The sequence below is a fragment of the Streptomyces sp. Tu6071 genome (assembly GCF_000213055.1).
GTDB lineage: Bacteria > Actinomycetota > Actinomycetes > Streptomycetales > Streptomycetaceae > Streptomyces > Streptomyces evansiae.
In genome coordinates, this window is the sequence record NZ_CM001165.1 from 4811837 (window position 1) to 4831852 (window position 20016).

Sequence of the window (20016 nt, forward strand, 5' to 3'; positions counted from 1 at the left end):
CAGGGTTTTGAACGCGCTCAAAAATCTCTAGTTTTTGAGCATGTTCAAAAACACGCGGGACGGTGGCGGGGGCGGCCGATACGCCTCCTGGACAAGGGACTTCGAGTCCGAGCGGGAGCGCAGGGCGCGACAGGGGGACCCGGAGTGGGCGCGGGGCGCGGCGCTGCCGCCCGCGCTCGTGCGCAGCCTGCGCCGCTTCCAGGTCGGCGAGAACGGGGACGGCGCGGAGCTGATCGGCAAGGCGGACCGGGCGGGCGACCCCACCTACGCCGCCGCGGCCCGGCTGTTCGTCGCGGAGGAGCGGAACCACGCCCGGCTGCTCGCGGAACTCCTCGCGGCGGGCGGGGCGGGGACGCTGGAGGCGCACTGGAGCGACACGGCCTTCGTGCGCCTGCGCCGACTGCTCGGGCTCCGGCTCGAACTGCTCGTCCTGATGGTCGCCGAGGTCGTGGCCCTGCGCTACTACCGGACCTTGCGGGACGGCCGCGTCGATCCCCTGCTCTCCGAGGTCGCGGGGCGCGTCCTGGCGGACGAGGAGCGCCACGTCCCCTTCCACTGCGCGCGCCTGCGCGAGGGCTTCGCGCACCTCCCGGGCCCCGCGCGCCGCCTCGTCACGGCGGGCTGGCGCGCGCTGCTCGCGGGAGCGGTCTGCGTGGTCGCGGCCGACCACGGGGCGGCCCTGCGCCGCTGCGGGGTCACGCGGCGGGAGTTCGTGCGGGACGTCGTCTCGTCCTCGGCCCCGGTGGCCGCGACGATCGCGGGAGCGGGCCCGGCCCCGCCCCCCCCGCTGTGCTGCTCACCTGAGGGCCGCCGCCGACCGGCGAGATCCGGACGCGTTGTCGCACGGCCGCGCGCGGGAGCTCGCGCCCGCGCGCGCACGCCCGTGTCCCGCCCGGTCGCGGAGGGTGGGGACAGGCGAACGGCCGGGTCGCCACCCCCCACAGGAGAGACCCGGCCGTCGCACGGCACGGGCCGCTTGAGGGCCCGTACTTCCTACAGCGCCATGGTCTCCCGAGACGTCACACCCGGACGGTCACGTGTCGGTAACGCTTCGTGGTGCGCGGGGCAGGGCCGAAGGTCCGGCTCGGCCTGAAAGGGTGGAGTACTGGCCAAGTGACCGGTAGCGTGCTGATTCGCGCCGGACCGGACACGGGCCCGGTGGGGACGCGAGTGGGGGCAGGCTGAGGGGTGCTGGGGGACGACGCGGAGCTGACCGCCGCGGTACTCGCGGCTCAGCGGGGGGACGAGGCCGCTTTCCGTACGGTGTACCGCGAGGTGCAGCCGCGCCTGCTCGGCTACATCCGGACCCTCGTCGGCGAGGCCGACGCCGAGGACGTGGCCTCCGAGTCCTGGCTCCAGATAGCCCGTGACCTGGGCCGTTTCGACGGCGACGCGGACCGCTTCCGGGGCTGGGCCGCGCGGATAGCGCGCAATCGCTCCCTCGACCACATCCGGATGCGGGGCCGCCGCCCCGCCGTCGGCGGCGACGAGTCCGAACTCACCGTGCGGCCGGGGAACTCCGACACGGCGGGCGAGGCCATCGAGGCGCTCGCGACCGGCGAGACCCTCGCCCTCATCGCCCGCCTCCCGCAGGACCAGGCCGAGGCCGTCGTCCTCCGCGTCGTCGTGGGCCTCGACGCGAAGAGCGCCGCAGCGACCCTCGGCAAACGTCCGGGCGCGGTACGCACGGCGGCCCACCGGGGACTGAAGAAACTGGCCGAACTCCTCGGCGGGCGCGAGGCGGACGGGGCGGACGGGCGCGGCGGGACGACCGGCGGCGGGACGGGCATCGCCGACGCGGGCGAGGGCCCGGGGCCCGCCGGTTCCGTGGGCGGCACCGGCCCCGGCGGCCCGGCCGGACCCGGCGGCGCCGGGGGAGCGGGCGGAGCGGGCGGCCCCGGCGGGGCCCGGGTGCCCGGCGGTGTGCGCGGCGCGGGCGGGCGCCTGCCCGGCGGCCCGCGCGGCACGACGGGCGCGGTCCGCGACAGCGTCCACGACGGCACGGGCCGCCCGTCCGGCGAGGGCGAGCACGAGCACGAGCGCGGCGGGGCGCGTACGTACGGAGAGGTAGCGACGTACGGCGAGGCGGCGACGTACGGCGAGGCGGCGACGTACGGAGACGCCGCCCCGTACGAGGGCGAGCGCCCCCACGCCCGCCCGCACCCCGCGTCCCCCGGCCATCCCACCGGCGGCCACCCGGCCCCGGCTTCCGGCCACTCCACCCCCGGCCACCCGGCCCCCGGTCACCCCGCCCCCGCTTCCGGTCACCCCGCCCCCGTCCCGCCCGCCCGGCGGGCCGCCGTTCCCGCGCAGCGGCGGGGCGAGGGGCAGGGCGGGCGGCAGTCGGTGCCCGCCGGGGCGAGCCCCTGCCCCGGCGTCGTGCGGAAGGAGGCGTGATGGCACAGGAGTCCGGCACGCGCCGCACGGGCGCCGCGCCGCCCGGCGGCCGTCCCGCGCGCACCGAGCGCGCCCTCGCCCGTACGGCGCGGGCCGCGCTGCTCGCGGAGCGCCCGTACGAGTCGCTCGACCCCCGGGCGCGGACCGAGGCCCGCCGGGTCGAGGCGGCGCTCGGCACCCTGACGCGCCCCGGAGGGCCGTCCGGCCCCCCGGAGCCGCCCGCCGAACTGCTCGCGGTCTTCCGCGCGGGCGCCGCGCGTGACGCGCGGGGGGCGGAGGCGCCCGCCGGGACGCGCTTCGGGGCGCGGCGCGCGCGGCTGCTCGCCGCCGGGGTGCTGAGCCTCGGCATGGTCGGCGGCGTCGCCGTCGCTGGCGGCACCGGCGCGCTCACCTCCTTCCCGAGCTTCCCGAGGACGGTCCAGCCGCGCGACCCCGGCCCCGCCCCCGACGATTCCGGCACCCCCGAGGGCGCGGTCCCGGGAGCCACCTCGTCCCCCGACCCGGCGCGGGAACTGCTCGCCCCCTCCGGCCAACCGTCCGGGGTGTCCCCCAGCCCCTCCCCGAGCGGCACCCGGAGCGGCCCCGCCGCCACCGGCACCGCCGCCTCCGGCACCGCGAACGCCTGCCGCGCGCACCTGCGCGGGCACGTCGTACGTGCGACGGAGCGGCGGCTCGCGGCGCTCGCGGGCGGGACGGGGCGGATCGAGGCGTACTGCGCCTCGCTCCTGCGCGGCGGGACCCACGTCCCGGGCCCGAGCCTGCCGGTCCCCGCCCCGGCGGCCCCCTCGCTGACCCTCCCGGGGCTCCCGGGCCTCCCCACCACGTACCCCACCTACGGTTTCGAGGAGCCCACCGGCAGCCCGAGCCCGAGCCCGACCCCCTCCGCCACCGAGGAGCCGGACGGCAGCGGGACGCCGACGTGGGGACCCCACGAGACGAGCCCCGCCCCGCCGACGGACGCCCCGTCACCACCCCCCGACTCCCCGGAGGCCCCGGCCCCGGCCGACTCCCCGGCGCCCTCCGCACCGCCCACCGGGGACCTCCGGGACCAGCCCTGATCCCGCCGCGCGGGGGCGCGCGCGAACGGGGTGTGACACTTTTCGCGCCCTTGACGCAGAGATAAGTGAGCCGACTGGTCATCGGCTGTCGCACGAGCCGGGGTTCCCCCCGTACCACCGGCTCGTTGCCACCGGCGCGGGCGGGACACGTTCCCCCGGTCCCGTCCGCGCCTCGGCACATACTGAGCGGACGTTCAGTACACGATCACCTTGTCCCCCGTGCGCACCGTGTCGAAGAGCGCGGCGACCTTCGCCTTGTCCCGTACGTTGACGCAGCCGTGCGAGGCGCCCGCGTAGCCGCGCGCGGCGAAGTCGGGGGAGTAGTGCACGGCCTGGCCGCCGCTGAAGAAGAGCGCGTAGGGCATGGGCGTGTGGTAGATCGTCGAGACGTGGTCGCGGGACTTCCAGTAGACCTTGAAGGTGCCGTCACGGGTCGGCGTGTACGCGGAGCCGAAGCGGACGTCCATGACGGAGACGACGCGCCCGTCCACCATCCACGCGAGGGTCCGGCTCTTCTTGCTGACGCACAGGGCGCGTCCCGTGAGGCAGCGGGGATCGGGCCTGGTGGGCGGCAGCGTCGTCTCGGGATACAGCGCGGCCTTCGTCGGCGCGGGTCCCGCGGCCCTGAGCCGCGCCCACGTCGCGGCGTCGAGCACGCCGCTCGCCGCGAGCCCCCGGTCGCGCTGGAACGCGGCGAGCGCCTGCGCGGTGACGTCCCCGAAGTACCCGGTCGGCTGCTGCCGGAAGAACCCGAGCGACCAGAGCCGGGCCTGCAGGGCGCGCACGTCGGAGGTGCGCTGTCCCTTGCGGGGGAGGGCGGGGGCGGTCGAGCGCGGCGGGGTGCTCGGGCGCGGGGCGCTGGCGCGGGGCGCGGGGCTCGTACGGGCGGGCGCGGGGTTCACCGGGGCCGGGCGCGTGGGGGCGGGACTCGTCCGGGCGGGGCTAGACCGGGCCGGAGCGGGCGTCGCGACGGAGCCGGGCGCCTTCGCCTCGCCGGAGACGCCGGCCCCGGCCACCCCGTCCACCCTGCACCCGGCGAGCACGAGCACACCCAACACCCCTGCCACGACCACCGATCCGCGCCGCATCCGCATCCCCCTCGTCGTCCGGACGCCTTCTGAATGCCCCGGACAGGACGGGACGAACCCCCCGTGCCTCCTGCCGGTGGACACGTTGCTCGACGGCGACTGAGGCGGGCGGTCCGGCGGGGCTGTCCGGCTGCCGGAAAGGGGGTGTTCGCGTGGGTACGCGCGTGCGACACTGCCGCCATGTTCGGCGTCATAGATCTCCCCACGTACCTCGCGGGCGTTGCCCTCATCGTCCTGCTGCCCGGACCCAACTCGCTCTACGTGCTCTCGGTGGGCGCGCGGCGCGGGGTGCGGACCGGGTACAAGGCCGCCGCCGGGGTGTTCCTCGGGGACACGGTGCTCATGACGCTGTCGGCGGCCGGGGTCGCCTCGCTGCTCCAGGCGAACGAGGTGCTGTTCTCGATCGTCAAGTACGCGGGCGCCGGTTACCTGACGTGGCTCGCCTACGGGATGATCCGCTCCGCGCTCGCGCTGTGGCGCACGCGCAGGGAGCGGGCCGCCGGGGCGGCGGGCGAGGAGGTGCCCGCCGGACGCGAGCGGCCCTTCCGCCGGGCCTTCGTGATCAGCCTCTTCAACCCGAAGGCGATCCTCTTCTTCATCGCGTTCTTCGTGCAGTTCGTCGACCCGGCCTACGCCCACCCGGCGCTCTCCTTCGTCGTGCTCGGCTTCTTCGCCCAGCTCGCCAGCGCCCTCTACCTCAGCGTCCTCATCTTCACCGGCACCCGCCTCGCCGCCGCCTTCACCCGCCGCCGTCGCCTCCGCGCCACGGTCACCTCGGCGGCGGGAGCCCTCTTCCTGGGCTTCGCGGTGAAGCTCTCGCTGAGCGGCGTCTGAACGCCTCCGCACACCCGAACGCGTGCGGCCCGCAGCGGACTTCGGGCGCCGCTCCTCCATCTGAGCCGCCCCGGGAGTCGGGATCTCAGGCCCCGTCCGGCGCCGCGTGCGCCGCCGCTCCCAGGTGCCGCTCCAGCCACGCCACCGCCCCCTCCGGGGCCAGCCCCTCGCCGCCGCCCGTCCAGGCCACGTAGCCGTCGGGGCGGATGAGGAAGAGGCCCTGGCCGTAGGGGGCGTAGGGGCCGATGGCGTGGGTGCGGACGTGCGCGGGGAGGGTGCTGGGGAAGGGGAGGGCGACCTCGTCGGGGGTGCGGCCCAGCCCCACCGCCAGGTAGGTCCAGTGCGGGCCCCGGAAGACGTCGAAGAGGCGTTCGCCGGGGGCGTCCCCGAACGGCCCGTCCGGCGCCCTGTCCCCCGCGCGGAGCGGGGCATCCGCTCCGCTCGTGTGCTCGCTCAGGCTCGATTCCCGGTAGTGGAGGCCCAGTTGGCGGGTCTCCTTGCCCCTGCGGGTCTCGCCCCTGTGGACGCGCGTGGAGAGGTCGAGCATCCCGGCGGCGACCGCGCGGCGCTCCTCCTCGTACGTGGCGAGCAGCGCTTCCGGGGCGCCCGCGAGGACGGCGCCGAGCTTCCAGCCGAGGTTGTACGCGTCCTGGATGCTCGTGTTGAGGCCCTGGCCCCCGGCCGGTGAGTGCACGTGCGCCGCGTCCCCCGCGAGGAACACGCGGCCGTCCTGGAAGCGGTCGGCGAGCGCCGCGCGGGCGGTGAAGGCCGAGGCCCACGCCACGGCGGTCACCCGCGAGGGCGCGAGGTGCGTGCGCGCGGCGATCGCCGCCCGTACCGCCTCGGGGTCCGTCTCGACGGCGGTGCCCTCGGGGAAGGCCGTGACGAACTGGAAGTCGTCGGTCCCGGCGAGCGGGCACAGCGCCGCGAAACCCCCGTCCGCGCCCGGGAAGACGTGCCAGTGGGTACGGGGCAGCGCGCCCTCCGCGAGCCGCACGTCCGCGACGAGCATCGGCTTCGGGTCCACCGTCCCGCCCGTCATGCCGATCCCGAGCAGCCGCCGCACGGCACCGCGCGCCCCGTCCGTGCCGACGGCGTACCGGGCCCGCACGCTCCCCGCGCGCCCGGCGAAGCGCAGGCGCGCCCCCTCGGCGTCCTGCTCCAGGCCGGTCAGCTCGTGCCCGTACGAGACCTCGCCGCCCAGCTCCGTGAGCCGCTCGCGAAGGAGCCGGGCCGTGCGCCACTGCGGCAGCATGAGCGTGCCGCCGTACGGCTCGCTCTCCGTCGGCTCCGCCTCCTCGATCATGCGGAACTCGTCGCCCGGCGTGCCCGCCGTCCACGGCAGGTTGGGCGGGTACGGGCCGCCCGCCGCCAGGAAGCGGCTCGCGAGGCCGAGGTCGTCGAGGACTTCGAGGGTGCGGGACTGGATGCCCTTGCCGCGCGAGCCCGCGAAAAGGTCCGTGCCGCGCTCGGCGAGCAGGACCCGCGCGCCGCGCCGCACGAGGTCGATCGCGAGCGTGAGCCCGGTGGGGCCCGCGCCGATCACCGCGACGTCGTAGGTGTTCATGGACTCACTCCTTAACGGTGTTAAGCGCTGGTGTCCGCAAGGATGCGCTTAACGGCGTTAAGGAGTCAAGCGATGCTCTTCGCGGCCGTCTACATTGGGGGCGTGGCCAGCAAGAATCAGACGCCCCGGCTCGACCGGGCACAGGTCGTGGACACCGCGCTGCGACTGCTCAACGAAGTCGGTCTCGACCGGCTCAGCCTGCGGCTCATCGCGGGGGAGCTGGAGGTGAAGGCGCCCGCGCTCTACTGGCACTTCCGCGACAAGCGCGAACTGCTCGACGAGATGGCCACGGAGATGTACCGGCGGATGACGGCGGGGGGCGACGAACCGTCGGGACCCGCCGCCGGGGACTGGCGCGGGCGGCTCACCGCGACCGCGCGCGGGCTGCGCGCGGGCCTGCTCTCCTGGCGCGACGGGGCCCGCGTCTTCTCGGGCACCCGCTTCACCGGCGACGAGCACGGCCCCGGCCTGGAGGCCCAGCTCGCGGCCCTCACGGCGGCCGGCTTCACCCTCGCGCAGGCGGCCACGACGAGCACGGCGCTCTTCACGTACGTCCTGGGCTTCGTCACCGAGGAGCAGGGCATGATCACGTACGCCGACGACCCGCGCCCCGCCTTCGACATCGCCGAACGCGAGCGCCGCCTCGCCGCGACCCCCCTCGCGGCCGAGGCCGGCCCCCTCGTCTTCGGCGACTACGACGCCCGCTTCACGGAGGGCGTCGCACTGCTCGTGACGGGGGCGGGGGCGCGGTACGGGGTGGCGTGAGGGGGGCGCCCGGCGGGGCTCACACGGCGGTACGGGGCGGCGCTCACGGTACGGGGCGGGCGCACGAGCACGGGGCGGGCGCTCACGAGCACGGGGCGACGCCCCACGGGTACCGGGCGCGTGTCGCACCCGTACGGAACCGGCCCCGTCAGCGCCCCGTACGCGCCTGAGCGACCCCCCGCGCCACCGCCCGCCGCAGCTTCGGCGTCAACGGCCGCTCCACGCAGCGGTGCAGGAGCCAGGCGAGGAGCAGCATCGCGGCGATCGTCGCGGGGAACGTGACGGCGGCCGGGACGCCGAGCGAGACGTGCAGGGCGTGCACGACGACCCAGCCCAGGTGTTCGTGGACGAGGTAGAAGGGGTACGTGAGCGCCCCCGCCACCGTCAGCCAGCGCCAATTGGCGCGGTCGAGCCAGCCCACGGCGATCGCCGCGACGGCCGCGAAGCCGAGCGTCACGATCGCGATGATCACGACGGTCGAGCGGTACGAGAAGGCGTCGGGCCCGTCCGGGTGCCACAGGTCGCCGACCGCGTAGTGCTGGCCGAGGAGCAGCCCGAGCAGCGCGAAACCCCAGCCGAGGACGTCGCGGCGGTCGCGGTGCACGAGGTAGAGGCCGATGCCGCCGACGAAGAACGGCGCGTAGCGCGGCATGAGAACCTGGTCCAGGAGCGCCGAGTCCGCCGCGTCGCCGAGCGCGGCGGCGAGCGTCCACAGCGCGCAGAAGAGGACGACCCTGCGCCGCGTCACCCCGGGCAGGACGACACACACCGCGAACAGCGCGTAGAACCGGACCTCGGCCCACAGCGTCCAGCACACCCCGAGCACGCGCGGCGCGCCGAGCGGCATCTGGAGCAGCGTCAGGTTGAGGAGCGTGTCGCTCGGTGAGAGCGCGTGCCACAGCACCCACGGCAGCGCGAACACACCGCTGACCAGCAGGATCGCGACCCAGTACGCGGGCATGAGGCGCGCCACGCGCGAGGCGAAGAAGTCCGTGAGGCCGCGCCCCCAGCCGCTCATGCAGATCACGAACCCGCTGATGACGAAGAAGATCTGCACCCCGAGCGGACCGTAGGCGAACCACTCGTGCAGGCGCGGGAACTGGGCGGCGGGCGAGGCGCCCCAGGCCCGCGTGATGTCGCCGCCCCGGCCGCCGTAGTGGTAGCACGCGACCATGAGCGCGGCGAGCAGGCGCAGGCCGTCGAGGGCGCGCAGGCGGGGGCGCCGGGGAGGCGCGGGGTCGGTCGCCGCCGGGATGGGGGGCGCCGCCTCGGTGGGGAGCGCGCGGTGGAGCGGTGCCACGCGGACGGGCTCGGCGGGTGCGGACATGCGCGCCTTCTTCGGGACGGGTGGACGACGAGGCCGCCGTTCCCGGTCGGGGAGGTACGGCGGCCCTGGCAGCGTAGGGAGCAAGACGGCGTCCCGTACGTCCCTGACGGGACCGTTCGCCAGGTCTTCGGCGAGAGTTCACCGGCAGCGCCCGTGCGCGGCGATCGCGGTGGGAAGGGGATTCGCCACCCCTTCGCCGTCCGTTCACCTTCACGTGGCGGCGCTTTACCCCGCGCGCCGAAGACTGCCGCACGCCCCCCGTCCGCGTCCACGCGCCCCGGGGGCGGGACTTCGCGCCCGTGGCGCACCGCACATCCGCACCACCGAACCGCCAGGAGAGCCATGCCGAGAAGCCGAGCCCTCAGTCCGCAGGAGGAGCGGGGCGCCGTCGAGGAGCCGCCGCCCGCGCTGGAGGAGTGCCTGCGGGCCTGTGCCACGCACAGCGGGAAGCTCGTCGCGGGCCTCGACCGGCGGCGCGGCGAACTCGCCGAGGCACTCCGGGCCTTGCTCGCCCTGCACGCCTCGCGCGCGCTTCCCGCCGGGGCGCCGCGCGCCGAACGCGGCCCGGTCTCCGCGCTGTTGCGCCGCGCCCAGGCCACCGCCTCGGCCGCGCCCGCCGCCACGCCCGGTCCGCTCACGCTCGACAACGCGCTCCTCGACGCGCTCCTCGCCGTCGGCGGCAAGGCGCTGGACTGCGGGTACGAGGACGAGCGGGCCCTCGCGGACGTCGTCTCGCGCTGCCTCGTCGCCCTGCGCAAGGGCTCCCGTGCCGCGTGGCGGCTGCGCGGGCGCGTGCTGGAGGCGCAGGGCGCGTACGCGGAGGCGGCCGACGCCTACGACGAGTACCTGTCCAGGACCGAGGAGGACGGCTTCGGGGTGCGGGCCCGCGTCGCGGGGCTGCGCGTCGCCGCGGAGCGCGAACGCGAACTCGCCGGGCTCCTCGCCGCCGCCCGCCCCGGGGCCGGGGCGTACCGCGAGGAGCCCCTCACGGAGACCTGGTTCGACGGCCTGGAGCTGGTCGCGCGCGGTGAACTCGACGGCGCGCACGACCGGTTCGCCGGGGCGCTGCTCGGTCTCGCCGACCGGGGCGAGTGGCGTGAGTTCCAGGACGCCCTGGGCCGCACGCTCGACGTGAGCCTCCACGACCTCGACAGCCGGGTCACGACGCCGGGGCCGGACGCGCCGGTCGGCGGCGGCACGGACGGCGGCCCCCGTGCCGCGCTCAACGCGCTCCTCGCGCACTACGCCGACCTCGCCCGCTCGCGGCAGCGCGGCCCCGTCGAGGAGCCGACCTTCGGCGGCGCGAAGTGGCTCTCGCTCGGCGAGTTCCGCAACAGGATCGCGGGCAAGTCGGTCTGCCTCGTGGCCAACTCCGGTCGCGTGGGCACGGGTTCGCTCGGCGCGGAGATCGACGCGTACGACCTCGTGGTGCGCTTCAACTCGTACCGCATCGACCCGCGGGCGACCGGCGCGCGCACCGACATCCACGTCACGATCCACAAGCACGCCTTCAACTGGGACCAGCACGTCGACACCCGCCTCGTCTTCGGCGGCGACGTGGGCGCCTGGCGCTCCTCGCTGCGCAACCGGCTCGTCCCCGGGGCCCAAGTACACCTCGGAGACGACTCGTTGCGGTGGCCGCTGCGCGAGATCGGCAAGGTCGGCCCCGAGGAGTGGCCCGCGATCCCGACCACGGGCTTCAACACGCTCTTCCTCCTCGACTTCCTCGACGTGAACCCCGTCATCGACCTCATCGGCTTCGACTTCTACGAGTCGGGTGCCTACCGCACGAGCGAGGCCATGCGGATGCCGGTGACCTCGGTCCACGAGTACGCCGACGAGAAGACGTGGGTGCTCGACCGCGCGACGAAGGTGACCGAGCACCGGATCAGCCTGCGCTGAGCCGCCGCCCGGCACCCGTGACCCCCGTACTCCGCCGCAGACCTGAGGACTTCACCCCGCCATGTCCCGTACCACCGCCTCCGCCGCCCCGCCCGCCGTCCACACCCCCGCAGCGCCCGTGCGCGAGGCCGCCGCGGACGACGTGCGCGACCTCACGGGCAAGCGCCGCGTCGCCTTCGCGAGCTTCGTCGACGAGAACTACCTCCCCGGCTTCCTCGCCCTGCTGCGCTCCCTCGCCCTGAGCAACCCGGAGGTCTGCGAGGACTTCCTCGTCCTCCACGACGGCCTGCGCCCCGCCTCCCTCGCGCGCATCCGCGCCCTCCACCCGCGCATCAGGCCGCGCCGCGTGGACGCCGCCCGCTACGACGCCTACGCCAAGGGCGACCAGAACAACTACCTCGTCCGCAAGGCGTACTTCCTCCTCGACGTCTTCCGCGTCCGCGACTACGACACGATCATCACGCTCGACACGGACATGGTCGTCCTCGGCGACCTCTCCGAACTCCTGCGCCTGCGCGAAGGGCTCGCCGCCGTACCGCAGTTCTTCTACGGCACCCACAAGCTCAACAGCGGACTCCTCGTCATCCAGCGGGAATTCCTCTCGGACGCCTTCTGCGAGCGCATCGACGAGACGGGCCTCGCGGGCACCTACGAACTCGACAAGCACGACCAGGGCATCCTCAACGCCGTGCTCGACGGGGACTTCGTGCGCCTGCCCGCGCGCTACAACTTCGTCAAGCGCCGCCTCTCGGGCGACAAGCCCGTCCCCGAGGACACCGCCGTGCTCCACTTCACCGGGCGCCACAAGCCCTGGCAGGGCGGCGAGAACGGCTACGCGGAGGCCGAGGCCCGCTGGCGCGACTTCCACCTGACCGAGCGGGAGTTCCAGGACGCGTACCTCGCCCTGCCCGGCGCGAAGCACCCCGATCTCCTCGTCCACCTCGGCACCCCGTACGTCCACCGCACGGGCGAGGTCGAGGCGGCCCGCAGGATCGCCACGGCGCACATCGGCGCGGGGCACTTCGAGGAAGCCGTCGAGATCCTGCGCGCCGTCCGCGTGCCCGTGCACGACGCGTGGCCGCACGAGGTCCTGGGCCACGCCCTGCTCAGCGTCTCGCGCTACGCCGAGGCCACGAGCCACCTGCTCCTCGCGGCCACGTCGCCGCACCGCGCCCCGACCGCGTACAGCCGTCTCGCGCAGATCGCCTGGATACACCACCGCGACGAGGAGGCCCACGCCTACGCCGGGAAGGGCCTCTCCGTCGACCCCACGCACCGCGCCGCGCGCATCTGGCACCAGCGCACCCGCCACGCGGCCCCCGGCGCCTCGCTGCCCCAGCAGCCGGAGGGCCCCGCGCACGAGCAACTCGCCCACGTCGCCTTCTACATGGAGGGCCAGGGCAACGCGGGCGACAAGGTGCTCCCCGAGTCGGTGCGCCTCGCCCTGGACGCCGACCCCTCCGCGCGCCGCTGGCACTCCCTGCACGCGCACCGCCTCTTCGACCGCGCCGCGCTCGCCGAGGTCAACCGGCGGCGCGGGCTCGTCATCGGCGGCGGCGGCCTCTTCATCCCGGACACGGCGCCGAACGGCAACAGCGGCTGGCAGTGGAACGTACCGCCTGAGCACCTGCGCGCGATCGACGTGCCCGTCATCGTGCACGCGGTCGGCTTCAACGCCTTCGACGGGCAGTCCTACCGCCACCGCCGCTTCCACGAGAGCCTGCGGCTCCTCGCCGAGCAGTCCTCCTTCTTCGGCCTGCGCAACCACGGTTCGGTCGAGAAGGTGCGGGCGCTGCTCCCGCCGCACCTGCGCGAGCGCGTGCGCTGGCAGCCCTGCCCGACGACGGTCACGCGGCACCTCGTGCCGGGCTGGACGGACCCCGTCGCGCGCGAGGACACGATCCTCCTCAACGCCGCCTACGACCGCGCCGGCCTGCGCTTCGGGCACGACTACCCGTACTTCCTCGACCAGATGGCCCGCGCCGTCCGCGGCCTCGGCGCCCTCGCCCAGGTGAAGATCGCCGCGCACGCGCTCGACGACGAACGCCTCGCTCACGACCTGCGCCGCACGCACGGCATCTCGCTGCCGGTGCTGCCGATGTACGACTGGGACAACGACGAGATCCGCGCGGCCTACGCGAAGACCCGCCTCGTCATCGGGATGCGCGGCCACGCGGGCATGATCCCCTTCGGCTGCGGCACACCGATCCTGAGCCTCGTCTCGCACCCGAAGATGGCGTACTTCCTCGCCGACATCGACCGCCCCGAGTGGGGCATCAGCGTCCACGACCGCCACCTGGCCGACCACCTCACCGAGGCCGCCCGCACCCTCCTCGCCGACCACGCGGCGAGCGTGGCGGACGTGCACGAGCGCCAGCGGGCGCTGTGGGAGGTGACCCGGGCGAACGGGGCGGACATCCGGGCGGTGCTGGCCTGAGGGGTACGGGGCGGCCCGCGCCGCGGGGTACGGGGCGGAGGGGCCGGGCCGGAGCGCTGGTGACGGGTGTGGGGCGGCGCCTCGGCGGCCCCCGACCGGAAGCTGTGCCTCCCGGCACCGCGTCGGTGGGGAGCGCGGGCCGGTGGGGGTGGTGCCGCGTCCGAGGGGCAGCGGCGCGAGGGCCCGAGCCGCGGGAGAAGGTCCGGCGGGCGGCGGGGGCGTGGGCTGACCGGGCGTGGGGGACGCCTGACGGGGCGGTGCGGTCCGGGCGACGGGCACGCTCGCGGCGGGGGTGCTCCGCGAGGGGGCATCTCGCGGGGGCCCGCGACAGGTCCTTCCCGCGACGGGCCCGCCCCGCCATCCGGGCCGCCCCGCCCCTCGTACCCCCTACCTCCTGCGCACCACCCGCGAGCGCAGGGCCCGGGTGCGGCGGGCCACCTTCCGGACCGTCGCGTTGCGCGGCAGGAAGCCGAGCTGCTGCGGCATTCCGCCGGGGAGGCCCAGCGCCGTGAGGCGCTTGCGCTTGATGTAGCGCCTCGCCGTCTCCTCGCCGCAGGCCGCGAGGTGCGCCTCGGCGCGGGCCCGCAGGCCGGGGTGGATCTTCGGCTGCATCGCGAAGCCGACCGCGACGAGGAGTTCCTGCGTCGCGGGGTCCGCCGCGAGATCCTGGGCCGCGACCGCCTCGGGGTCCGACAGCTCGGGGAGGAGCGCGTCGACGAGCGTCACGGGGACGCGGTTGCTGTTCTCGAACGGTGTCAGGCGCTCCAGGAGCCGGCCCGTCCCGGTCCGCGCGACCGGGAGCCCGTAGAACGTCGCCGCCGTGAGCAGCGCCGTCGAGAAGCAGCCCACGACGAGCGCGGGCCGGAGCACCGGGTACAGCGTCTCGGCGAGCAACGGCACGTCCAGCACGAGGAGTTCGGCGCCGAGTCGTTCCGCCTCCGCCTCCATGAGCCGGGCCCAGCGGGCGGGCGCCGTCGGGTGCGGCTTGAAGACGAGGTGCCGGTGGCCGAGCGCGACCGCGCCGCGCACCATGTCCGCGTGCAGCGTCTCCTCCTCCTCGGCGGTGAGGATGCCGAGCGCCGACAGGTACTGGCCGAGGAGCAACGCGGGCCGGGACGAAGGGAGTTCCGGCAGGCCGGGCATCTCCTCCGCCACCTCGGCGAGCACCCGTACGAACGCCTCCGCGTCCACGACCTCGCGCCGCACCCCGAACTCGCTAAGCAGCAACGGCTCCAGGCCCGGCACGAGGTCCAGGTGCAGCAGGCGCTCGACGCGGGTGCCGAGGAGCGGGTCGAGCTTGTTCCGCGTCGGCCCGTAACTCATGAGCCCGTCCGCGTACACGTCCACGCGCGCGCCCGTGAAGATCGTGGTGACGGCGAGCGCGGGCACGACCTGGATCGACTCGACGACGAACTCGACCTCCTCGTCCGCCCCGAGTCCCCACAGGAGCCGCAAGTACCGTTCCCACAGCGGCACATCGTCCGGCGCGGGTTCCCACGCGCCGGGGTGGAAGGGCGCGATGGCCTCGTTCCAGTGCCGTACCTCGTCGAAGCGCGTGCGCAGGCGCGCGAAGCCCGCGAGCGCGTCGGGGCCCGGCGTCGTCTCGGGGTTCGCCGCGTTGTTGCTGAGCAGCAGGATCGTACGGTCCACGGGCGCGAACTGCCCCGCGTCGATCGCGGCGGCGAGCGTCGCCGTCCCGTACAGCGTCGAGGCGAGGAGGATGCGGGCGCTCACGCGGCCACCCCCGCGGCCGGACGGCGCCGCAAGCGGCGGATCAGGCCCGCGCGTTCGACGTCCATCGAGGCGAGCGCGGCGGTGAGCACGTCCTGCGGGAGCCGCCGCAGCGCGGCAGCGCTCCGCGTCCGCAACTCCCGTGCCACGGAGGGCTGGAAATACTCGACGCGGCCGAGGTGGTGGGCGATGATCGCGCAGTACGTGCGGACGGCCTTCGGCAGCAGCGCGGCGGCCTCCGGATCGGCGGCGGTCTCCGCCACGACCTGGTCGAAGGCGGGCAGGAAGTCGAGCTGGCGCACGTCGCCGATCTGCGTCAGCGAACTCCCCACGCCGCGCCGGTAGAAGTAGCCGAGCGTGTTCACGGCCGCGCAGCTCTCCGCCTCCCGGTGCAGCCGCCAGATCCACGGCCGGTCCTCGGCGGTGTGCAGCCCCTCGGGGAAGTCGAGCAGGCCCTGTTCGAGGAGCCGCCGGTGGTACAACCCGGCCCAGGAGTAGGGGTAGTCGACGGATGTGGACCGCTCGGCCGGCAGGATCAGCGCGCGCGGATCGAGGACGACCCCGCGCCGCCCGATGGGCGCCCGGTAGAGCGAACGCGCCCGTGCGGTGCACCGCACGTGGTCGACGCGCAGGAAGTCGACGCCGAGCCGCTCGGCATCGGCGACGAGCCGCGCGAGATACCCCGGAGCGAGCCAGTCGTCCCCGTCGAGGAACGTCAGCCACTCCCCGCGCGCGGCGGCGAGCCCGCTGTTCCTGGCCGTCCCGATACTGCTGTTCACCTCGTGCCGCACGACTCTCGCGGGCGCCCCGAGCCCTCCGAGAGCCTCCGCCACCACCTCCCCGGTCCCATCGTCGGAACAGTCGTCCACGAAGACGAACTCGTAGTCCGGCCGGGCATTGGCGCGCAGCGAACGCAGCGCCTCGGACACATAGGGCCGCACATTGTGGAACGGCACGATGACGGAGAGCTTGAGCACGGCCGCGACGCTAGGACGCGCGCCGAGCGGGCGCCTGAAGGGCGGGCGTACGGGAGGTGAAATCGAGGGGGCGGCGCGGGGGAGGTCCGCGTGAACCAGGGCCGAGCCCGGCCCGCGGGGCCCGTCCCGCAAGGGTCCCGGGGCCCGTCCCGGTGCCCCGGCAGGCCCCCGGGGGCCGCCCCGTCGGCCCGTCCGGGGTGAGCCGGGCGCGCCCCTCCCCCCACTCGATCCACGCTGTTCACCCCCCGTTGCAGTCAAGTTCGGTGTCCCCTCGGAATCGGTTCCTAGCGTCCGGGGTGTGTCGATAAGCAAGCCGAAGCCCCCGCGCGTCGCGGTGCTCGCCGACTCGGACACGCGGTGGAAGTGGGGCGCCCTCACGGCCGCCCGCGTCACCGGGTGCGAGGAGCCGGACGGGTTCCTGCTGCGCGGACGCGCCACCCCCACCGCGCGGCAGCTCCGCGAGGTCGGGGTGCGGGCCGCCTCGCTCCGTGAAGTGACCGCGAACGGGTTCGTACGGGCCATGGGCGAGACGGAGTACGACGTCGTCGTGCTCGCGCTCGTCGGGGGCGGCGTGCAGGCCCTCGTGCACGGGCTGCGGTACGCCTGGCAGGAAGCCGTCAAGCGGCCCGTGCTCGTGACCGGGTACGTCGGGGTCGTCTACGAGAAGCTCGCGGACGGGCTCCTCCTGCGCCACGGCGCCGACGTCGTGCTCGCCAACTCGCGCGACGACGCCGAACGCTTCCGCGCCGTGTACGAGGGCGTGGGCGCCGACAGCGCGAGCGTCGTCGAGTGCGCGCTCCCCTTCCTCCAGGGCGAACCCGCCACGGGGGACGGCGAGGGCCCCGTCGTCTTCGCCGTGCAGCCCTCCGTGCCCGAGCGCCGCGCCGACCGGCTCTACCTGCTGCGCCGCGCGGCCCAGCACGCCCGGCTCCACCCCGGGCGCGAGGTCCTCGTCAAGCTCCGTTCCCGCCCCGGCGAGCACACGACGCACATCGAGGAACAGCCGTACCAGAAGCTCGCCCGCTCGCTCGACCTGCCGCCCAACTGCCGCCTCGAATACGGCCATATGGGCGCCATTCTCGACACCGCGAGCCTCCTTGTCACGGTCAGCTCCACGGCCGCGCTGGAAGCCCTGCACCGCGGAGTGCCCACCGCGGTCCTCACGGACCTCGGCATCCGCGAAGCCCTCGGCAACCACGCCTTCCTCGGCTCGGGGTGCCTCACCTCCTGGGACGCGCTCGACGCCGGGCACCTCCCGAAGGCCGACCCCGCGTGGGCCGCGCGGCAGGGCGTCGCGAGCGACCGCCCGTACGAGAGCGCCTTCGACGCGGCGCGCGCCCGCATCGCCGCCCTGCTCGCCCGGCCCCAACTGCCGCCGCTCTCCCCGTACTACACACTCGCGACCGCCCCCGGCTACCTGCCCGGCATCCTCGCCCGCCACCACCTCGCCCCGGACGGCTCACCGCTGCCGGGCGCGCCGAGCGAGGCCCGCCCGCCGGGGCCGCTCAAGCAGGTCGTGCGCCAGGCCGCCCGCGGCGCCTACCGGCACGGCGTCCAGCGCGTCGCGCCCGTCATCCGCCGCATGGGGGACCTGTGACCGCCGCGCACGACAGCACCGCCACCGAAGCCCCCTCAGCCACCGAAGGCCCCGCAATGACCCCTCGTGTCCTCGCCGTCATCCCCGCCAGGGGAGGCTCCAAGGGCGTGCCCGCGAAGAACCTCGCGCCCGTCGGCGGCGTCCCGCTCGTCGTCCGCGCCGTGCGCGAGTGCCTGGCCGCGCGGTACGTGAGCGACGTCCACGTCTCGACCGACGACCCCGCGATCTCCCGCGCGGCCCGCGAGGCCGGGGCCGAAGTCGTCCGCAGGCCCGCCGAGTTGTCCGGCGACCTCGCGAGCAGCGAGGCCGCGGTCCTGCACGCGCTCGACACGTACGAGCAGCGGCACGGCACCGCGCCCGACGTCGTCCTCCTCGTGCAGTGCACGAGCCCCTTCCTCCTCGCCTCCGACGTCGACGGCGTCGCGAAGGCCGTCGTGGACGGCGACGCGGACTCCGCGCTCACCGCCGCGCCCTTCCACGGCTTCGTGTGGCGCCGCGGCGAGGACACCGACGAGGGCGCGCACGGCGTCAACCACGACCGCCGCACCCGCCCCCGCCGCCAGGACCGCCCCGAGGACCTCGTCGAGACCGGCGCGGCCTACGCGATGGACGTCGCCGGGTTCCGTGCCCACAAGCACCGCTTCTTCGGCCGTACCGAGCTCGTACGGACCGACCCCGCACGGGTGCTGGAGATCGACGACCTCCACGAGCTGGAGCGCGCCCGCCTCCTCGCCCCGCACTTCGACGCGCACCGCCCCGGCGCGCTGCCGAGCCGCGCGGACGTCGACGCCGTCGTGCTCGACTTCGACGGCACGCAGACCGACGACCGCGTCCACATCGACGCCGAGGGCCGCGAACTCGTCTCCGTGCACCGCGGCGACGGCCTCGGCATCGCCGCGCTGCGCCGCTCCGGGCTCGCCCTGCTCATCCTCTCCACCGAGCAGAACCCCGTCGTCGCCGCGCGCGCCCGCAAACTCCACGTCCCCGTCCTGCACGGCGTCGACCGCAAGGACCTGGCGCTCAAGCAGTGGTGCGAGGAGCAGGGCATCGCGCCCGAACGCGTCCTCTACGCGGGCAACGACGCCAACGACCTGGCCTGCTTCGGCCTCGTCGGCTGGCCCGTCGCCGTCGCGAACGCCCACGACGCCGTGAAGGGCGCCGCGCGCGCCGTCACGACCGTGCCCGGCGGCTCCGGGGCGATCCGCGAGGTGGCCGGCTGGCTCCTCGGCGGCGACCTCGGCACGCGCAGCGCCCCCGGCGACCCGGCGGCGCGGGACGCCCTTACGGACCAACCCACCCCGGAAACAACCGAGTCCACCCGAACCCCCCACACCCACCAGCACTGACCCAAGGACCCGCAATGAGCAACGTCACCACCACCCCCCGCCTCCGCGCCTTCGGCTCCCGCGAGGTCGGCCCCGGGCGGCCCGTCTACGTCACCGGCGAGATCGGGATCAACCACAACGGCGAGCTGGACAACGCCCTCGCGCTCATCGACATCGCCGCCGACGCCGGGTGCGACGCCGTCAAGTTCCAGAAGCGCACGCCCGAGATCTGCACCCCGCGCGATCAGTGGGACATCGAGCGCGACACGCCGTGGGGCCGCATGACGTACATCGACTACCGCCACCGCGTCGAGTTCGGCGAGGACGAGTACCGCGCGATCGACGCGCACTGCCGCGAGCGCGGCATCGACTGGTTCGCCTCGCCGTGGGACACCGAGGCCGTCGCCTTCCTGGAGAAGTTCGACGTGCCCGCGCACAAGGTCGCCTCGGCCTCGCTCACCGACGACGAACTCCTGCGCGCGCTGCGCGCCACGGGCCGCTCCGTCATCCTCTCGACGGGCATGTCCACGCCGCGCCAGATCCGGCACGCGGTCGAGGTGCTCGGCAGCGACAACATCGTGCTGTGCCACGCCACGTCGACCTACCCGGCGAAGGCCGAGGAGCTGAACCTGCGGGTCATCCACACCCTCCAGGCCGAGTTCCCGAACGTCCCGATCGGCTACTCGGGCCACGAGACCGGGCTCCAGACGACGCTCGCCGCCGTCGCGCTCGGCGCGACCTTCGTCGAGCGGCACATCACTCTCGACCGCGCCATGTGGGGCTCCGATCAGGCCGCCTCCGTGGAGCCGCAGGGCCTCGCGCGCCTCGTCCGCGACATCCGCACGATCGAGCACTCGCTCGGCGACGGGGTCAAGAAGGTGTACGAGTCGGAGCTGGGCCCGATGAAGAAGCTGCGCCGGGTGCCCGGCGTCGTCGCGGAGGCCGAGGAGGCCGTCCTGGCGGCGGACGAGGCGGCGGACGAGGCCGTGGCCTCGGCCCGCGTCTGAGCGC

At 75.1% G+C, this 20016-nt stretch carries 14 protein-coding genes and 2 pseudogenes; 11 read left to right on the top strand and 5 right to left on the bottom strand.

Annotation, left to right across the window (positions count from 1 at the left end; genetic code table 11):
* Positions 1 to 40: 40 nt before the first annotated feature.
* The 3 genes and pseudogenes from STTU_RS20240 to STTU_RS20255 all read left to right on the top strand — a co-directional run bounded on the left by STTU_RS20240 (position 41) and on the right by STTU_RS20255 (position 3455).
* A pseudogene (locus STTU_RS20240) lies at positions 41 to 804 on the top strand (hypothetical protein).
* A gap of 384 nt (positions 805 to 1188) precedes the next feature.
* Positions 1189 to 1735: pseudogene (locus tag STTU_RS20245) on the top strand (RNA polymerase sigma factor); the annotation flags it as partial.
* Positions 1736 to 2396: 661 nt separating this feature from the next.
* Entirely contained in the window at positions 2397 to 3455 is a 1059-nt protein-coding gene (locus STTU_RS20255) for a hypothetical protein (protein WP_007826270.1), read from the top strand.
* 194 nt (positions 3456 to 3649) lie between these two features.
* Here the strand turns inward: STTU_RS20255 and STTU_RS20260 are convergent, their stop codons facing one another.
* The gene (locus tag STTU_RS20260) at positions 3650 to 4240 is read right to left on the bottom strand and encodes a L,D-transpeptidase family protein (protein ID WP_007826271.1); all 591 of its coding nucleotides are present in this window, start codon (positions 4238 to 4240) and stop codon (positions 3650 to 3652) included.
* A gap of 19 nt (positions 4241 to 4259) precedes the next feature.
* Here STTU_RS20260 and STTU_RS20265 point away from each other — a divergent pair, with 19 nt between their 5' ends.
* Positions 4260 to 4646 carry a hypothetical protein gene (locus tag STTU_RS20265; RefSeq protein WP_420713559.1) on the top strand — a complete coding sequence of 129 codons (387 nt, stop codon included), beginning with the start codon at positions 4260 to 4262 and terminating at the stop codon, positions 4644 to 4646.
* Positions 4647 to 4723: 77 nt separating this feature from the next.
* Entirely contained in the window at positions 4724 to 5377 is a 654-nt protein-coding gene (leuE, locus tag STTU_RS20270) for a leucine efflux protein LeuE (protein ID WP_007826274.1), read from the top strand.
* Positions 5378 to 5462: 85 nt separating this feature from the next.
* Here the strand turns inward: leuE and STTU_RS20275 are convergent, their stop codons facing one another.
* Positions 5463 to 6944 carry an FAD-dependent oxidoreductase gene (locus STTU_RS20275; protein ID WP_007826282.1) on the bottom strand — a complete coding sequence of 494 codons (1482 nt, stop codon included), beginning with the start codon at positions 6942 to 6944 and terminating at the stop codon, positions 5463 to 5465.
* Positions 6945 to 7046: 102 nt separating this feature from the next.
* Here STTU_RS20275 and STTU_RS20280 point away from each other — a divergent pair, with 102 nt between their 5' ends.
* Positions 7047 to 7709, top strand: a complete 663-nt coding sequence (locus tag STTU_RS20280) for a TetR/AcrR family transcriptional regulator C-terminal domain-containing protein (protein ID WP_007826284.1) — start codon at positions 7047 to 7049, stop codon at positions 7707 to 7709.
* A 148-nt stretch (positions 7710 to 7857) separates the two neighbouring features.
* Here STTU_RS20280 and STTU_RS20285 read toward each other — a convergent pair whose 3' ends face one another.
* Positions 7858 to 9036, bottom strand: coding sequence for an acyltransferase family protein (locus STTU_RS20285; RefSeq protein WP_043255801.1), 1179 nt, complete (start codon positions 9034 to 9036; stop codon positions 7858 to 7860).
* A 342-nt stretch (positions 9037 to 9378) separates the two neighbouring features.
* Between STTU_RS20285 and STTU_RS20290 the strand changes: the two genes are divergently transcribed.
* Together STTU_RS20290 and STTU_RS20295 are read left to right on the top strand one after the other, a co-directional pair.
* Positions 9379 to 10938, top strand: a complete 1560-nt coding sequence (locus tag STTU_RS20290; RefSeq protein ID WP_007826291.1) for a glycosyltransferase family 29 protein — start codon at positions 9379 to 9381, stop codon at positions 10936 to 10938.
* A gap of 61 nt (positions 10939 to 10999) precedes the next feature.
* On the top strand, positions 11000 to 13375 hold the full coding sequence (locus STTU_RS20295; RefSeq protein WP_007826292.1) for a glycosyltransferase: 2376 nt from the start codon (positions 11000 to 11002) through the stop codon (positions 13373 to 13375).
* A gap of 387 nt (positions 13376 to 13762) precedes the next feature.
* Here the strand turns inward: STTU_RS20295 and STTU_RS20300 are convergent, their stop codons facing one another.
* Both STTU_RS20300 and STTU_RS20305 read right to left on the bottom strand, forming a co-directional pair.
* Positions 13763 to 15109, bottom strand: coding sequence for a polysialyltransferase family glycosyltransferase (locus tag STTU_RS20300; RefSeq protein ID WP_043255802.1), 1347 nt, complete (start codon positions 15107 to 15109; stop codon positions 13763 to 13765).
* The gene (locus STTU_RS20305) at positions 15106 to 16083 is read right to left on the bottom strand and encodes a glycosyltransferase family 2 protein (RefSeq protein WP_007826296.1); all 978 of its coding nucleotides are present in this window, start codon (positions 16081 to 16083) and stop codon (positions 15106 to 15108) included. Before STTU_RS20305 ends, STTU_RS20300 begins: the two co-directional genes overlap by 4 nt.
* A gap of 298 nt (positions 16084 to 16381) precedes the next feature.
* Between STTU_RS20305 and STTU_RS20310 the strand changes: the two genes are divergently transcribed.
* Genes STTU_RS20310 through STTU_RS20320 form a run of 3 tightly spaced genes read left to right on the top strand, consistent with a single transcriptional unit; the run spans position 16382 to position 20012 of the window.
* Positions 16382 to 17680: a DUF6716 putative glycosyltransferase gene (locus tag STTU_RS20310; protein WP_007826298.1), complete on the top strand. Its 1299-nt coding sequence runs from the start codon at positions 16382 to 16384 to the stop codon at positions 17678 to 17680.
* Positions 17681 to 17736: 56 nt separating this feature from the next.
* Positions 17737 to 19026: an acylneuraminate cytidylyltransferase gene (locus tag STTU_RS20315; protein ID WP_043255805.1), complete on the top strand. Its 1290-nt coding sequence runs from the start codon at positions 17737 to 17739 to the stop codon at positions 19024 to 19026.
* Between the two features lie 14 nt (positions 19027 to 19040).
* Entirely contained in the window at positions 19041 to 20012 is a 972-nt protein-coding gene (locus tag STTU_RS20320) for an N-acetylneuraminate synthase family protein (protein WP_007826302.1), read from the top strand.
* Positions 20013 to 20016 lie beyond the last annotated feature (4 nt).

Coding starts and splice junctions, on each gene's coding strand:
- STTU_RS20320 (WP_007826302.1), top strand. CDS start 19,041: ATGAGCAACGTCACCACCACCCCCCGCCTCCGCGCCTTCGGCTCCCGC.
- STTU_RS20295 (WP_007826292.1), top strand. CDS start 11,000: ATGTCCCGTACCACCGCCTCCGCCGCCCCGCCCGCCGTCCACACCCCC.
- STTU_RS20255 (WP_007826270.1), top strand. CDS start 2,397: ATGGCACAGGAGTCCGGCACGCGCCGCACGGGCGCCGCGCCGCCCGGC.
- STTU_RS20290 (WP_007826291.1), top strand. CDS start 9,379: ATGCCGAGAAGCCGAGCCCTCAGTCCGCAGGAGGAGCGGGGCGCCGTC.
- STTU_RS20315 (WP_043255805.1), top strand. CDS start 17,737: ATGACCCCTCGTGTCCTCGCCGTCATCCCCGCCAGGGGAGGCTCCAAG.
- STTU_RS20275 (WP_007826282.1), bottom strand. CDS start 6,944: ATGAACACCTACGACGTCGCGGTGATCGGCGCGGGCCCCACCGGGCTC.
- leuE (WP_007826274.1), top strand. CDS start 4,724: ATGTTCGGCGTCATAGATCTCCCCACGTACCTCGCGGGCGTTGCCCTC.
- STTU_RS20285 (WP_043255801.1), bottom strand. CDS start 9,036: ATGTCCGCACCCGCCGAGCCCGTCCGCGTGGCACCGCTCCACCGCGCG.